General features: G+C 42.8%; 10 protein-coding genes. 3 read left to right on the top strand and 7 right to left on the bottom strand.

Annotated features, from left to right (window positions below; genetic code table 11):
• Nucleotides 1–130 precede the first annotated feature (130 nt).
• The gene (locus tag IQ234_RS07120) at nt 131–541 is read right to left on the bottom strand and encodes a universal stress protein (RefSeq protein WP_110577975.1); all 411 of its coding nucleotides are present in this window, start codon (nt 539–541) and stop codon (nt 131–133) included.
• A 163-nt stretch (nt 542–704) separates the two neighbouring features.
• Between IQ234_RS07120 and IQ234_RS07125 the strand changes: the two genes are divergently transcribed.
• Nucleotides 705–1913, top strand: a complete 1209-nt coding sequence (locus IQ234_RS07125; RefSeq protein WP_004161358.1) for a phosphoglycerate kinase — start codon at nt 705–707, stop codon at nt 1911–1913.
• Nucleotides 1914–2077: 164 nt separating this feature from the next.
• On the opposite strand, the gene IQ234_RS07130 is transcribed toward IQ234_RS07125, so the two are convergent.
• The 5 genes from IQ234_RS07130 to IQ234_RS07150 all read right to left on the bottom strand — a co-directional run bounded on the left by IQ234_RS07130 (nt 2078) and on the right by IQ234_RS07150 (nt 8275).
• On the bottom strand, nt 2078–2662 hold the full coding sequence (locus tag IQ234_RS07130) for a Uma2 family endonuclease (RefSeq protein WP_193956579.1): 585 nt from the start codon (nt 2660–2662) through the stop codon (nt 2078–2080).
• Between the two features lie 453 nt (nt 2663–3115).
• Entirely contained in the window at nt 3116–4471 is a 1356-nt protein-coding gene (gene opcA / locus IQ234_RS07135; protein WP_193956580.1) for a glucose-6-phosphate dehydrogenase assembly protein OpcA, read from the bottom strand.
• A gap of 293 nt (nt 4472–4764) precedes the next feature.
• The gene (locus IQ234_RS07140) at nt 4765–5136 is read right to left on the bottom strand and encodes a four helix bundle protein (protein ID WP_193956581.1); all 372 of its coding nucleotides are present in this window, start codon (nt 5134–5136) and stop codon (nt 4765–4767) included.
• Between the two features lie 46 nt (nt 5137–5182).
• On the bottom strand, nt 5183–6712 hold the full coding sequence (gene zwf, locus IQ234_RS07145) for a glucose-6-phosphate dehydrogenase (RefSeq protein ID WP_193956582.1): 1530 nt from the start codon (nt 6710–6712) through the stop codon (nt 5183–5185).
• Between the two features lie 360 nt (nt 6713–7072).
• Nucleotides 7073–8275, bottom strand: a complete 1203-nt coding sequence (locus IQ234_RS07150) for a DUF3747 domain-containing protein (protein ID WP_193956583.1) — start codon at nt 8273–8275, stop codon at nt 7073–7075.
• A 460-nt stretch (nt 8276–8735) separates the two neighbouring features.
• Between IQ234_RS07150 and IQ234_RS07155 the strand changes: the two genes are divergently transcribed.
• Nucleotides 8736–14873 carry a translocation/assembly module TamB domain-containing protein gene (locus tag IQ234_RS07155; RefSeq protein WP_193956584.1) on the top strand — a complete coding sequence of 2046 codons (6138 nt, stop codon included), beginning with the start codon at nt 8736–8738 and terminating at the stop codon, nt 14871–14873.
• Nucleotides 14874–15200: 327 nt separating this feature from the next.
• Nucleotides 15201–15692, top strand: a complete 492-nt coding sequence (locus tag IQ234_RS07160; RefSeq protein WP_193956585.1) for a GNAT family N-acetyltransferase — start codon at nt 15201–15203, stop codon at nt 15690–15692.
• On the opposite strand, the gene IQ234_RS07165 is transcribed toward IQ234_RS07160, so the two are convergent.
• The gene (locus IQ234_RS07165; RefSeq protein WP_193956586.1) at nt 15672–15818 is read right to left on the bottom strand and encodes a hypothetical protein; all 147 of its coding nucleotides are present in this window, start codon (nt 15816–15818) and stop codon (nt 15672–15674) included. The two genes, IQ234_RS07160 and IQ234_RS07165, sit on opposite strands and share 21 nt — an antisense overlap.
• Nucleotides 15819–15995: the final 177 nt, after the last annotated feature.

Here is a 15995-nt window from a genome sequence, read left to right on the forward strand (position 1 = left end):
GAGATGGGGAGTGGGGGAGATGGGGAGCTTTGTGTCAGTGATCAGTAAACAGTGAACTGACAACTCACATCTGATAACTGCTCACTGCTCACTGATAACTGCTCACTGATAACTGCTCACTGATTACTGATTAAGGGATAATCAACACTGGACAGGGGGCAAGGTTAATAACTTTGGTGGTGACGCTTTCGGACACACCTTCGCTGGTTAATCCTAAACCGCGACAACCCATAACAATCAGGTGAGCATTAATTTCATCGGCCACATCGCAGATGACAAAAGAGGGTATTCCCTCCCTTTCAATCATTTCTGCCTTGACACCAGCTTGGGCGAAAATCGCTTGGGCCGATTGTAACAATCTATCCACCGCTTCGATCGAATTCATCTTATCGTCGGGGGCAATTTCCCCGGTGGGTGTCGTTTCCACCACCGACAACAGCACCAAACGACTGTCAAAGATTTTGACTAATTCGATCACGCTACTGGTAGCGTCACGACTTTCGCGGCTGTGGTCGATGGGAAATAAAATCGTCTCAAACATAATTAGCAAGTCTCTCCAATCAAATTTTTCTGGGCAAATCGGTCTTGGAACTGCAAAACTGATCCCCAAATCTGAAATAATCTTTGTCAAAGTAATTGCCGCAAGTAGCGATACCCTGATTTAATCTTTATTGTACGGTAAGCAATCTAGGAGGTTATGGGCTGTGCCAAAAAAAACAGTAGCGAATTTAACAGAGGCTGATTTAGCGGGCAAACGGGTCTTAGTCCGGGTCGATTTTAACGTTCCCATGGACAAAGCCACCGGGGCAATCAGCGATGATACCCGTATTCGGGCGGCACTACCAACTATTGAGGATTTAATCAAAAAAGGGGCTAAGGTTATTTTATGCAGCCACATGGGTCGTCCCGACGGTCAAGTTAAAGAAAATTTGCGTCTGACCCCTGTAGCTAAACGTCTCTCGGAATTATTGGGACAAGAAGTAATCATGTGTCCCGATTGTATTGGTGAGGGAGTGACGGCAGCGATTAGTCAAATGTCTAACGGTCAAGTGGCCCTTTTAGAAAATCTGCGTTTCCACGGTGAAGAGGAGGCAAATGACCCCGATTTTGCCAAAAAATTAGCCGCTAATGCCGATTTATACGTTAATGATGCTTTTGGTACCGCCCACCGCGCCCACGCTTCCACGGAAGGCGTTACCCACTATCTCAGCCCCTCGGTGGCGGGTTATTTGATTGAAAAAGAGTTAAACTACCTACAAGCAGCTATTGAAACTCCCCAACGTCCCCTAGCGGCGATTATCGGCGGTTCTAAGGTTTCTAGTAAAATTGGCGTGATCGAAACTTTATTGGAAAAGTGCGATAAACTGCTCATCGGCGGCGGTATGATCTTTACTTTCTACAAGGCCCGCGGTTTAAGTGTTGGTAAGTCTTTGGTGGAAGAAGACAAACTAGAGTTAGCTAAATCCCTGGAAGCAAAAGCTAAAGAAAAAGGGGTGGAATTCCTCCTTCCTACCGATGTGGTCTTAGCGGATAAATTCGATAAAGATGCCAATTCCCAAATCGTCAACGTCGAAAATATTCCCGATGGTTGGATGGGATTGGATATTGGACCTGAATCAGTTAAAGTTTTCCAAAAAGCTTTATCTAACTGTAAATCTGTCCTCTGGAATGGCCCGATGGGGGTGTTCGAGTTCGATAAATTTGCGGCGGGTACAGATGCGATCGCTCACACTTTAGCCGATTTAACCGCTACGGGTACAACTACCATTATCGGTGGTGGTGACTCGGTAGCGGCGGTGGAAAAAGTGGGAGTGGCGGAAAAAATGAGCCATATTTCCACTGGTGGTGGCGCTAGTTTGGAATTACTCGAAGGTAAAGTTTTACCCGGTATTGCCGCTCTCGATGAGGCCTAATTATCGCTAATATCTAAGGTTTAAACAAGGTGGGTGCTGGCCTGCCTTTTTTTTATGAATTAGGGAGTGGGGAGATGGGGAAGTGGGGAGATGGGGAGTGGGTTTTTCAAGTTGGATTGGAAGTTAATCATACCAGGACTTTTTCAACAAAAATAGTTGAGTCATTAGGATACTTCAATCGCGGTAAAATCCACTCGCTGATATAAATCTGTCAGGGATATTTGAAAATCTAGAGAAAACAAAGTTAAAATCGCTTCTTGATCGTGATAATCCCGAAATGCCCAATGATCGCCTCTTTTATGAAACTGTTCTATATAATAACCATATTGATCAATTAAAATATATTCTTCAAAACTATCAAGAGAACGGTAAAATTTAAACTTATCACCCCGATTATAGTCTTGAGTAGATTTTGATAAAACCTCGATAATCACCTGTGGATTGGTAATCGTATCGGTGCGTCCTCTTTCAAGAATTGGTTCCCCTTTAACGATCATAATATCGGGATAGGTGTACATATTATAGGCGGGTATTGCCAAGCGTAGATCGTTGATAAATATATCGTAGGCTTGATTCTGGATAGTCAAGGGAAATCTTCTGTAAAAATTTCCCGCAATGCGATTATGGTTAGGAGTTCCCCCAGTCATAATAATAATTTCTCCATCTCGATACTCGTGTCTGTCGGTGGCAGTTTCCTCTAGTTGAAAGTATTCTGCGACTGTGTAGCGTTTCTCAGTGGTTGCGACCATATTGCCCCCTTGAAAGCAAAGCTCTGTTTTTATGATAACCTGTTTTCTGAAAAGGTAAGTAGCTGGTTATAAGTAGTCCTGCAAAATTAATTTCCTAGTCGAGACAGGAGACAGGAGACAGGAGACAGGAGACGGGAGACGGGAGACGGGAGACGGTATACAGCTATTAGGGATCGGATTTGAGTTTTCAGTTCACTGTTTACTCACAGCAGAAGTCTGACGGAGTAGTGGCTTAGATGTGTAATTAATTGTGCTTATATACTTAATTAAATTAAAAATGGATTTTAGGTTCGATCCCCCCTGCCCTCCTTGATAAGGAGGGTGTCTGATAATTTTTAACGCCTACCTACTTACAATTATCGGTTTTAATCAGGTGCTGACTGCTGTATAAATATCGAGAGACCTGGTTAACCAAGTCTCTTCAAAGTGGGTTAGATTATTGTTGCTAATTTGCTAGTCTGGTTGGGATAATTTGAGGATAGCACCGGTGACTTTCATGCTTTCTTGATAAAGCACATCTTGGCCCCAACGCTGTAACTGTTTACCTAGTAGAGTTTCTGTTTTTTGGTCTTCCAGATGGGACACTTGTTCAATGCGGCAAGATTGGGCCCCTCCCGAAGCTTCCATCCGCATACAGCCGGTAGTTCCCGAACAAATTACCGTACAACAATCGGCGTGAAGATTAGTAGAACTGAGTTTAATACTAATCAGATCCCCTTGTATCTCACCCCAATCGGCCACGGGAACACCGGCTAATTCCGCCTCAATTAAACGCTGGTCTTGACCGAGGAAACTAATCCGATGAATAGCGTAATCTCCCGACTGGTGAGTATATCCCACCGGTCGCCATTGTAACCGGCTGGCCATCCAACCGAGGAACATAAAAGCTTGACAAGGATTGCCCTTTTCGTAATCAATAGTGATGCGATCGACTTCCAGAATAGCATCCCGGCGCTCTGGCGGATCAAAAGCCTCGGCGGTTAGTTCTTGCCAAGGAGCGAGACGACTCCAGTTCAGGTCAGCTAATGGTACATCTGTTGCTAATAAATCCCCCACCTGCAGCAGTTCCGTTTCCGGTTCCCGAAAAGTGCTGGAATCGACGATAATCGTATCACACTGACTGGCCAGACGCTTAAATAGTCCATATTCGCCATCGGGACTGGCTTTCCACCAGAGAAATTTGGGCAAACTGGGAATAGTTAACTCGGAAATAATGCCGCCAATTCGTTCCAAAGCTTCCGCTGTACCGCTTAAAGTGACGTATTCACAGCAAACTAAAGTGTTCTGACTACGTTTGTTAACGGGACAATAGGCAGAAACGGAGGCTTTCACCCCTTCATCGGCCTCGGCAGTGGGACAGAGGGTAATAATGCGACAGGGATTGGAAGCGGCGATCGCATCTGCCACCCCAATCGCATCCAAATCGGCGGCGTACTGACGATGATTAGCCCCATCCTCGGCGTTTTTTTCTGCTTCCCAAGCCGCCCTTAACTGGGCGACAAATTCATCGCTAGAAAGCCCAGTTACTTCTAGTCCTAGGTCCTTCTGGGCGACTTTGATGGCGGCGTGGGTCCGCGGACCGGCAATACCATCAATCGGGCCGGTGTAATAGCCGAGAAGGGTTAACAATTCCTGTACCGCATCGGGTTCATAGACAATAAAGCTAAAGGTGGTGGCCCGGGTGGCGGCCATACCATCCTCATTATTATTATAGGATTGCCAGATATCGCGCAGTTCCTGCTCGATCACATCGATGGAAACATCTTTCGGTGCTTGCAGGGAGACAATGGGGGGGCTTTGGGTAGTCATGTCAGTTATCAGTTATCTAGGGTTTGCGGCAAAAAGTTTGTTGGTGGGGTTAGGAGTCAGGAGTCAGGAGTCAGGAGTCAGGAGTCAGGAGACTCCGAGACTCCGAGAGGAAGTCAGAATAACAGAATGACCTAGCGTACCTGGAAGCAGAACCCTTTGCGTTCGTCTGTCTCCTGCACTTTTTGGGCTAAAAAAGTACCAAAACCGTTTTCTAGTAAGGCTTCCAGTAATTTTCAGCCAGCCCTATTTATCTATCAGCTTTGTCAGGAGACTCCGGGACTCCGAGTTAGGAGTTAGGAGTTAAGCTTCTGCTGAATGGCTTTAGTGTAGGATTCTAGAAGTTTACTTGTATCTTCTAAGTGAAGCATTAAGGTAGTGCTGTCACCATATCCTAGATCTTGAGCAAGAATTAGATAATATCGGCATTCTTCAAGAGAGCCTTGTGCTATATTCAGCAGTCTGACCTTATCGGCCAAGCCTTTGCGTTTAAAGCCTTCGGAAACATTTGCGGGAATAGAAACGGCTGCTCTCCTCAACTGGGAGGTTAAACCATATATTTCCGCAGAGGGAAAATTGCCGCTAAAACGATAGGCTAAAAGAACAAATTGATGAGCCTTTTGCCAAACCAGTAAATCGGTGAAGCTTTTCGCAGGTTCTTTGTTCATCATTTCTCCTGACTACTGACTCCTTAATTCCGAGACTCCTGAAAGATTAGAGTCGTCGCCAACGACGGCCATCGCGGTTAAGGAGAAATTCCGCTTCTGTGGGTTCCCAGGTACCCGCTTCGTATTGGGGTACGGAGGCGGGATCTGCGGGAGCGTCCCAAGCGGCGAGAGCGGGAGTAACGATGCGCCATGCTTCTTCTACCTCGTCAGAACGGGTAAATAGAGTTTGATCTCCTAGCATAGCGTCTAAAAGTAGGCGATTATAGGCATCGGCGCTGGTGACACCGAAGGAGGAACCATAGCTAAAGTCCATTTCTACCGTGCGCGTGCGTAATTCCGACCCCGGCATTTTCGCCTCAAAACGGAGGGCAATACCTTCGTTAGGCTGAATCCGCATACTGAGTACATTTGCATTAGTTTGTTGGGCTGCCGATTGGAAGATTAATAACGGCACATGGCGGAATTGAATGGCAATCTCGGAAACTTTTTTGGGCAGACGTTTACCGGTACGCAGATAGAAGGGGACACCCTGCCAACGCCAGTTATCTACCATTAATTTCATGGCCACGTAGGTGGGAGTGGTCGATTCGGGATTAACCCCCGGTTCTTGCCGATAGCCCGGAATGGGTTTTCCTTTCATCCAACCGGCTTTATACTGGCCGCGGATGGCGGATTTTTCTAGGTTATTAATATCGGCCAGGTGAGTCGCTTGTAGGACTTTGACTTTTTCGCCGCGGACACTATCAGCGTTAATAGCGTTGGGTGCTTCCATCGCCGTCAAGCAGAATAACTGCATCAGGTGATTTTGCACCATATCCCGCAAAGCCCCCGATTTTTCGTAATATCCGGCCCGCTCCTCCACTCCCACGGTTTCGGCCACGGTAATCTGGACGTGATCGATAAATTGACGATTCCAGAGGGGTTCAAAGATGGCGTTAGCAAATCGGAACACCAATAAGTTTTGGACGGTTTCCTTGCCTAAATAGTGGTCAATGCGATAAACTTGGTTCTCCTGACAAACCTCTTGTACGACTCGATTGAGAACTTGGGCAGAACTGAGGTCTTTGCCAAAGGGTTTTTCGATCACTAACCGGTGTTTAATTGGGTCTTTCAGCATTCCGGCCGCGCCGAGGTTTTTAAGACCGGGGGGAAAGAAATTAGGAGAAACCGCTAGATAAAAGACTCGATTGCCGCGGGTTCCCCGGATTCCGTCCAATTCTTCCAGAAAGACTTTCATTTTGGCGTAACTTTCCGGATCGTCCATGTTGCCGGGGAAATAGTACAACCCTTGGGCGAAGTCTTGCCAATATTCCTCACTCCCGATCCCGTCGGAAAATTCTTCGATGCCTTGGCGCATCTGTTGGCGAAAATAATCATGACTCCACTCTCGGCGCGCTGTACCGACGATGGTTAATTCGGCCGGCAGTCGTCTTTCCCGTTTCAGTTGATAGAGGGCAGGAACCAGTTTTCTTTGGGTTAAGTCTCCTGATGCCCCAAAAATGACTAAGATTAAGGGTTCTGGGGTTCTTTCTTGTCGCAATCCCACTCGGAGAGGATTTTCGAGCAGCTTTACCATAGGATTTTGTCTAGCCGAGGTGCATTATTTTCCAGTCTAGCGAGAATACTCGACGGCATACCTAAAGTAAAAATTAATAACCACAATCAGTGATCAGTAATCAGTAATCAGTAATCAGTGATCAGTGATCACTGATCATACTAAATCTGGTTATTAAAGACTGATTATTTATTCCTCCTTTTGCATGAGTGCCTAGGCCTTTTTGAAATCAAAAAGTTCCAGGCCCGGGAGTGGTCGGGGGCAAAATTCAGGGAAAAAGTCCCTGAATTTTAGGTAATTGACCACCCAAAAATGGGTGAAACCCCACACCCTACCCCTAGGAAAAACTTTTTGCCGCAAACCCTGATTGAGGAGAAGCCCTTATTTTTTGGCGGTTTTAACACAATCGAGGGTACGGACGATGGCGGCTGCCGCGTAGTTACGACGGGTGGGATCATTTGGTACAAAAGCACTACCCTGCTCGTTTAAGGGAGAGGCCACAGCGCAAAATCCCGACATCTGGGTAATTAAACCAGCGGCCCAATGACCAGAAGTATCGGAAAAATTGGCGGGGGTTTTAGTTTGGGCCAAATCGGGGGCTTGTTTTTGCTGAGTTTTCAGGTAGGTAGCGGCCTGTTTGAGAATCGCCATCAATTCGGCCCTAGTGATGGGGTCGCCCGGACGGAATTCGCCGTTAGCTTTGCCGGCAACAATACCATTAGCCCGGGCCCATTGGATTTTTTTGGCACTCCAGCGCGTCGCTTCTACGTCGTTAAAACTGCCGCTGCCAGGGGGAATCTCTTCTAGGTTAATTTTGGTGACAGTTCCCATCCCCTCAATAATCATCGAGATGAATTGTTCCCTAGTAACGGGATTTTCGGGGCGGAAGGTGTTATCTTCTTTAAAACCAGCCACTACCCCAAGGGCGATCGCTTTTTCGATCTCAGTTTTATAGATATCGCCGCTAATATCCTGAAAACTGGCCCCGGAAGTGGGGGGGAGAGTGGGGGGAGGAGTGGTTTCGCTGATAGGAGGTCTGCCAGCGATCGCGAGAACTTCCGTTTCTTTGCCGCTAAAGTAGAAGTGGCCTAAACTTTTGCCTTCAAAGGTACGACGGCTAAATCTCCAACCCGGTTCGAGGATAATTTTCATAAATCCTGTTTGCATTCCTCGGGTTCTTCCCACCACTAATTCCGGTCTGCGGGCATCCCGGGGAGTTCCCACTAAGTATAATTCGCCATTGCGTTCCACAATACGCAGGATGTAATCTAGCCCAAAATCCCGGCCATCGAGACGGATAGAATAACCATTACTATCGGTGGCGCGGCGACAAATGCCGGTAAAGTCAAAGTTGAGGAGCAACGGGTCGATCATGACGGGATTTGAGCCGCTTTCACTCCAACACTTCTGTTTTCCCTGAATTTGTTCCAATACTAGGAGGTCAAATTTATTACCTCCGTAGGGACGAGCGATCGCTACTACCTGGGTCTGCTCGATGTCCTGTTCGTCAAAGTTGGCCGCTGGTGTGGCAGTTATGCCCAAGGTCATTAGGGCGGTTAGGGCGATCGATAATCTGGCTTTCATGATCTTTATCTATAAGACGATTTTTGCAGTAAAAATAATAGACGTGCTAATCCCAATATTCTAAGACTGAATACTTCCGGTTGTTGTTCCAGACTGCGCCAGATTGTTGTCTGTCTGCACAACTTTTCTCTCAATCTTCAATTTCCGAACCTATTGATCCTAGCAATATTCTACTTGAACTGGTGGGTTGACCAATATTAGCTCGGTTGGCTGTTGAAACTGGCGAGATTTTGCCAGATAGTCGAAAATTTTAGCCAGCCATTCAAGTCTTAGGCTAAAATGGGGAGAGAGGCTTTTAATTGACCGCAGCCCTTGACTTTCTCACAGGATTTAAGCCCAATAATTGCCTAAAAAATGGCAATTAATCGATTTATCGCTATCAGTGTCGCAGTGAATTATCATAGTTCATTAGCTCTGGTGAGCCGTTGCCCTTTCTTTGGTGTGTGTGAGGTAAACAATTATGAGTAACTCCCCTGGTGATCCTTCTTCTCGTCCTAATCTTTTTCTGAGTATCGGTCGATTTTTACGCCGGCCTTCTACTTTAATTGTCGGGGGAATTACTCTCCTAGGAATTACCTCCCTTGGCTATTTTACTACTCGTTATTTAGTTTATGAACGTCTCACCCCAATTTTAGATAATATCTTCAGTGAAATGCTGCACAGACCCGTCAGGGTAGGTAAAATAGAGGGCTTTTATTTTAATCGCATTCGTATCGGTAAATCGGAAATTCCAGCTACGGCCAATTCTGCCGATAGTTTATCTATTGATGCGATCGAATTAGGATTCAATCCGCTGCCCTTACTTTTAGGTCTGCCGCTACCAGTTGATATCAAGTTAATTAATCCCAGTATTTATCTCGATCAGGATAAAAATGGTCAATGGCTCGATGATTTAGAAAAAATAGCTAGTAACTTAGATCGGGAGGCACCCATCAGGTTAGATCTGGGTTTTCAGGTGGAGAAGGGAGATATTACTATCCAACCCTATGCCCTGAAAAAACCGATAGAAATTAAGGCCGATGGTCAGGGAAGATTCATCGATAATCAAAGGCAGCCTCTCACCTACGATTTTAGCGCAGAAATCCTCAAAAGTCAAGTAAAAATTGCAGGAGAAACGGCGTTAAAAACGGGCGAAAGTCAAACTAATCTTCAGATTGATCGTTTGAACTTAAGTGAACTATTAACTTTAATTCCTCGGAGCAATTTCCAATTAAATCAAGGTCAAGTAAATGCTAATATTGCCTTCGATATTCCCAGTTGGGCAAAGCTAAATCAAACCGAAGGAAATGGCGATTTTCAGATGACAGATTTGGCGGGGAAATTCCAACCTTTCCAGTATCCAATTAAGCTAAAAACTAAGTTAAATTTACGGGGAAATAAAGTATTAGTCGAACAGGCGAGCGCAAGTATTGGCAAGATTAAAACTGAGGTGAAGGGAGAAGTAAATTGGCAAACTGGTTATCATCTCAAGGTCGCTCTAGAATCGGTGGATTTACAACAGCTTTTAAGAATTATTTATCTGCAATCACCCCTAGATTTACGGGGAGAGGCACGCTCTACTTTTCAAGTGACGGGAAAATTAGATCAACCTCTAATTAAAGGAACCGTTAGCAGCAGCAAACCAATTATTTTTGAGCAAATTCCTATTCAATCAATAACCAGTAATTTTCAAACAAACCTCAATAGTCTTAATCTAGATAAAATTCAAATTAAACCCCTCGCAGGTGGAGAAATTAAAGGGGAAGGAAAATTGCAATTAAATATTCTGCAATCCCTGCAAAAAAATCAACCTCTTGATGGGACAAAAATGCCGATTAATTTGAATTTACAAGCCAATTTTCCCACAAGAAAAATTTTATCTCAATTGGCAACAATTCCCGCTCAAATTAATATAAGCGATCTGCAAGCTAATATTAAAGCTAGAGGTAGTTTAGGACTGCCCCAATTATTAATTAATTGGCAAATACCCGCGGTTAATCAGTCAGGATTAATCAATGTTGCTGGGGAGGGTAAAGTATTTTTAGGGGGCAACAAAATCAATTTAACCGATACGGTCATTAAAACAAATAGCGGCAAACTACAGGTTAATGCCAATAGTGATTTTACTAGCAAATTAGTCCAGGCAAAAATCACGGGTAATAACTTTTTATTGACTCCTTTTGTGCCTATCGTTTGTCAATATTTGGATATTATTTGCCCCTATGTAGAAAGGTTGGAACCCTTAAATTTAGAGACAGCTAATATTCAAGTCAGTGGCAAAATTGATCAACTCAATGTTAATACTTTAAACGGAATTGCTAACTTAAGAATTAGCGGTAAACAAGGTACAATTTTAGTCAATAGTCAAGTATTGCAAGGAAATCTTCAGGCTAACGCTTTCTTAGCGGGATTGCCGATTAATTCCCTACTGCCTAACTTACCAACCCAAGTTAAGTTAACGCGATCGCAAATTAATTTACAAGGTTATTTAGGGGAATTACTGAATAATAAAAATAATATTTTCAGCAGTTGGCAAGGTCAAGGTAATATGCAGTTATTAGTGGATAATAATCCTTTAATTGCCACAGCTAAACTGAATCGAGGTTTCCTGACAGGAACAGTTAACACTGGGGGAATTAGTCTCAATCCTCTAGTGAAAAATTTAACAGTTCCCGTCAGTTTAGACAGGGCAAAAATCAGCTTTGCTGGTAGAATAAATTCTCTGATTAGCGGTACTTTAAAGGATTTAAAAACTTGGCGCGGACAAGGGGATATACAGTTATTTGTCAATAGTCAATCTCTAAGAACGACAGGCCAACTGGAACAAGGTATTTTAAGCGGTATGGTTAATACGACTGGGATTAACTTAAATCCGTTTTTACCCAAGATAAATATTCCTGTTAGTTTAGGAAAAACGCAAGTCAATTTCACTGGTGCAATCAATAATTTACTAGCGGGAAAAATCCCTAATCTGTCCACCATCAATGCCAGGGTAAATACTCGCTTATTAGTAGATAATAATCCGATTAATACTGCTATTCAATTAAATAATGGGATTTTTAATATTCTCGGTAGTTTAGAGCGTTTTCAGACTAATATTCCCATACCTTTGAATATTGACCAAACTAGGTTTCAAGCAACAGGAAATGCCCAAACTATTTTCTACTCTCTGCTAGAAAAACGACTAAACTTAAGCAGTATTAAAGCAGTTTTTAACTCTCGTATTAATGTAGCTAAAGGAGAGATTAAAGCTAAGGCACAACTGAATAATAATTTCTGGCAAAGTGATATTATTGGTGCTAATCTTGATCCCGCTGCCCTACTGGGGCAATTGCGGGGAGTAAAATCAATCTCGATTCCCAACTTAGATTTTAGAGCTAATTTAGCGGGAAACATTAAAGAAATTTGGCAGGGAGTAACACCAATTCAGGTTAATAATCTTTCGGCACAGTGGGGAGAAAATAGCTTTAATGTGCGAGGAAATATTCTTTTAGCTAATCTTACCAGTCAACCCGATATCGCTGAGGTTAACTTAAATCTACAGGCAAAAACCGACCTTGCTGCTGTACCGCTAACTCAGATTATATCGCTTTTACCGATTGATTCTAACCTAAAACCCAAAGAATCGACACTAACAGGTATCGGAGAATTTCAAGGACAAATTACAGGGAAAAATCTCTTAACTGCTTGGCAAAAAGTGGGAAATATACAAATCAAGGGAGATATAAATTTAGCTAACTTTAGCATTAATGAGCGACTCTTTGAACCTGTCTTAAAAGGAAGTATGCAAGCAGGAATCGGTCAAAATATTAGTTTAAATCTGCGGGGAAATCAGGACATTATTGACCTAACTTTTGATCCTTGTCAACAAAATAATTGTCTGCTGCCCTATCTTCCTCTAGAGATAAATATTCGCCAAGCTTTTGGAAATAAGACTCCTTTTCTAGCAACAGCTAAACGAAGCGGAGAAAATTTAAATGTTCAGATTGCCAATTTTCCCCTAGAAATCCTGAAAATATCTCCCACGGCAGCCTATAATATTCTGGGGATTATTACTGGCCAATTGAGTGCTAATCTAGACATCAATTTATTTAACTTACAGGGACAGGGACAACTAGAGATTAATCAACCTAGTCTAGGTAATTTAATTGGGGAAAAATTAACAGCAAATTTGGTTTATCGGGATTCTATAGTTCAACTGCAAGCGGGGAGTTTGCAAGCAGGTGCAAGTCAATATAATCTGCAAGGTTTATTTAATTTGCAAACCCAAGCAATAGAAGCTAAACTCAGGGTAGATCAAGGTTATATTCAAGATTTATTATCAGTTGCTAGTATCCATGATTTAACCAGTTTAATCACCCTTTTCTCCTCCGAGAATAACCCAGCTATTCAACTTAGTCCCCTAGGAGTAGGTAATCCCGAAGCTTCCCTAGCACAACAGGTAAATTTGCGGGCAAAAATTGAAGAAATAATCCAGCAATTAGCAGGGGAAAGAGGGGTAGTCGGGATACCTTCCGAACTAGATTTTCGCGGCCGTTATCAAGCAAATATAGCCTTAACCGGGACTGTAAAAAATCCCGATCTTAGCGTAAAATTTCAGGGCAATAGATGGGAATGGCGACCCCAAAGACCGACAGTAAATATTGTTAAACCTCTGGGAATTGTCACCACCGATACCCAATTAATTCCGATTGATGAAGTAACAATTAATCTTAACTTAAATCATCAGTTGCTCAGGATAGAACCGATTAGATTAAAATCACGAGATTCTTCCGTATTTTTAGCGGGTGATTTTTCCTTAAAAAAAGTAGAGGGAACTTTTGCCGTGGAAAATCTTTCTCTCGATCTCTTGAGAAATTTTGTGCAGTTTCCCTTGGATGTATCTGGTAGTCTAAAAACTCAAGGTCAAATTACAGGAACTTTATTAAATCCTCGTATTCAGGGTAACTTTGGCTTTATTGATGGTGCAATTAATGCCCAAAATATTAATCAAGATATAATTGGTTTATTTACCTATAATCAGTATCGTTTTGATCTGCGGACAACCTCCTCCGAGTCAATCCAACTCTATGCCAGCATTCCCTATCCTCCCTTACCAGGTAATGATCAATTAAAAATCCAAGCAAAATTGGGAACCGATGCACTCAAATTAATTGAAGCTATCAGTCAAAACACCATTGAATGGGTTAACGGTGAGGGAGAGGTAGTTCTTTCAGCGACGGGAAGATTAGATGTAACAGAGGGCTTAAAAATCAAAGATTTAGAAGCAAATGGTATAGTTACTCTCGATAATGCCGCTATCCGCAGTGTTGCTTTTCCAGAGATTTTAACCGTAAATGGCCGCATTGGGTTAACCCCTGAAAACTTAACAGTAGAGGAATTACAAGGCTCGATCGCTGACAGACAAATTTCTGTGGTGGGAGTTTTACCTTTCTTTCAAGCCTTCAAAAATAATCCTAATCCCTTAACAGTTAATATTCAAGAAGGAGATATAGCAATTAATGGTCTTTATCGGGGATTAATTGCTGGGAATGCCATGGTAACGGGAACAATTCAACAACCAATTATCGGGGGTAATGTGCGTCTTTCTCGGGGTAAAGTTTTTCTTCCTCGCACAGCAGAAATTAATCAAGAAACGGATAAACCAGTGAGTCGCTGGCTGCAGCCTCTCAACATTCCTCAGACGACCAATATTACTCCAGTTTTAAATAATTTCCAAGTGTCTTTAGCAGGATTATCAATTGAACAAGAACCTTTGTATCAATTTGATTTTAGTGGTGCTTTAACCTTGAACGGTTCCCTCACTCCACTAGAGAAATTACAAACCAATGGAGTGATTAATCTCGATCGAGGACGGGTTAGCTATATCGATACTCGTTTTCTTCTTAACCGACGCAATCAAAATGTTATTGTTTTCGATTCTAGTCGCGGGTTGGGACTTTTTAATCCCTTTGTTGATATTCAACTGCGAACAATTCTCAGCGAATTTTCTCAATCTCGCGATTTTGCTATCTCCCGTCCGGGGGGGGATTTTCCTAGTAATGAAATTCCCGATGATAGTCTCAATCGCATTCAAAGGATCGATGTCACCCTCAGCGTTGAAGGTGAATTAAATCGCTTGCTACCAAATTTAGGTCGTAACATCAATGAAGTGTGCCAAATTCGTCCCGATAGTCCACCTTTTCCCCTAGAGGAAAACTATACAGATGCAGAATTACAAAAAGTCGCTAATTGTTTACAAGCATTGGCTTTTGCTAGAGGTGAAGATGATGGATTGCTTAATACTCCCCTAGTTAAATTAACTAGCACTCCCCCCCGCAGCCAAGGGGAAATCGTTCGATTGTTGGGGGAACAATTGCTGTCGGTTTTTAATGGTTTACAGGGTAAAAATACAGAACAATTAATTCAGTTTGGAGTGGTTCAGTTGGCGATTCCCCTCTTAGCTCAAGGAGTCGTGTATGATGTGGAGAATGCGGTTAGTAATGCGATTGGAGCAACGGATTTTAATATTCTTCCCAATTTGGAAACCGTCTATCGAGTTAATTCCCAGTCTTTTATCCGTTTCTCCTACGATTACAATTTGAATGAGTTTACCGTCCGCTATCAAACCCAATTTTAAGGTAAGATTGAGAGATATAGGAGAGTTCACAAGTTAGGAGACAAGGCAAAATTAGGTTATACTTCATCCTGAGAATCAACCCGATAGGTAGATAGAAAATAAAAAATAGTCCTTTGTTACTTTTTACTTTTTACTTGATATTCTATGGAGTTCTTGCATAATTAATTTTTGAGAGGGCAAAAATGAGAAAAATAGAGATAAAATTGCCTAAAATCGCTCAATAGAGCATTTAATTGATTAATGCTCATTCTTAATTCTCCTGACTCCTGACTCCTGACTCCTGACTCCTCAGCTAACGGAAGATTTTTGATTTTTGCAAGAGGTCTTATGATTATTCGCGAGGCTAAAGAAACAGATTTACCAACAATTATCGAGATTTATAATGCTGCTGTTCCCACTCGCAAGGCAACCGCAGATTTAAAGCCTATTTCCCTCGAAAGTCGGCGAGAATGGTTTAAAAAGCACGATCCTGAACATTATCCCATCTGGGTAATAGCGCTCGAAGGTCGGGTGGTGGGTTGGCTGAGTTTACAGATGTTTTATGGTCGTGTCGCTTACCAGAAAACGGCAGAGATTAGTTTATATATTTCCCCCGATTATCAAGGTCGTGGAATCGGTAAATTATTAGTAGAATATGCCCTGAATTGCTGTCCGAAATTGGGTATATCTAATCTTATCTGTATTATTTTTGCCCACAATCAGGCCAGTATTCGTCTCTTTGAAAAATTCGGCTTTCAACGATGGGGTTATTTACCTCAAATTGCCGAACTAGACGATTTTCTGGCTGATGTGGTCATTTTAGGGAAAAAAGTCGCTTAAATCGGCAATTCTCCCCATAGCTAGACTAAATTCTAGACTTAATTTAATATCAGTATTTTCCAGTTCGCCTAGAGATGATTTCTGGGGGAGAGAAAAGAGATAGTCTTCATGGTTTTTCCTTAGCATAATTTTTTCCCCATCAAGAAACTACTATCAAGGCTTAAGTTTTCTTACCAGACTCAGTTAATTTATCGATTAGGTTAAGCTTTGTATCGAGAGCATCCCAAATATCCTATACTTATTTTACAGCGTTTCTGATCAAGATGAAGTGTAACCTAATTTGATATCGACCATCGACTCCCC

It is taken from the genome of Microcystis aeruginosa LEGE 91341, from assembly GCF_015206885.1.
In the GTDB taxonomy this organism is placed as follows: Bacteria; Cyanobacteriota; Cyanobacteriia; order Cyanobacteriales; family Microcystaceae; genus Microcystis; species Microcystis aeruginosa_H.

Coding starts and splice junctions, on each gene's coding strand:
- IQ234_RS07120 (WP_110577975.1), bottom strand. CDS start 541: ATGTTTGAGACGATTTTATTTCCCATCGACCACAGCCGCGAAAGTCGT.
- zwf (WP_193956582.1), bottom strand. CDS start 6,712: ATGGTAAAGCTGCTCGAAAATCCTCTCCGAGTGGGATTGCGACAAGAA.
- IQ234_RS07160 (WP_193956585.1), top strand. CDS start 15,201: ATGATTATTCGCGAGGCTAAAGAAACAGATTTACCAACAATTATCGAG.
- IQ234_RS07130 (WP_193956579.1), bottom strand. CDS start 2,662: ATGGTCGCAACCACTGAGAAACGCTACACAGTCGCAGAATACTTTCAA.
- IQ234_RS07165 (WP_193956586.1), bottom strand. CDS start 15,818: ATGCTAAGGAAAAACCATGAAGACTATCTCTTTTCTCTCCCCCAGAAA.
- IQ234_RS07155 (WP_193956584.1), top strand. CDS start 8,736: ATGAGTAACTCCCCTGGTGATCCTTCTTCTCGTCCTAATCTTTTTCTG.
- IQ234_RS07150 (WP_193956583.1), bottom strand. CDS start 8,275: ATGAAAGCCAGATTATCGATCGCCCTAACCGCCCTAATGACCTTGGGC.
- IQ234_RS07140 (WP_193956581.1), bottom strand. CDS start 5,136: ATGAACAAAGAACCTGCGAAAAGCTTCACCGATTTACTGGTTTGGCAA.
- opcA (WP_193956580.1), bottom strand. CDS start 4,471: ATGACTACCCAAAGCCCCCCCATTGTCTCCCTGCAAGCACCGAAAGAT.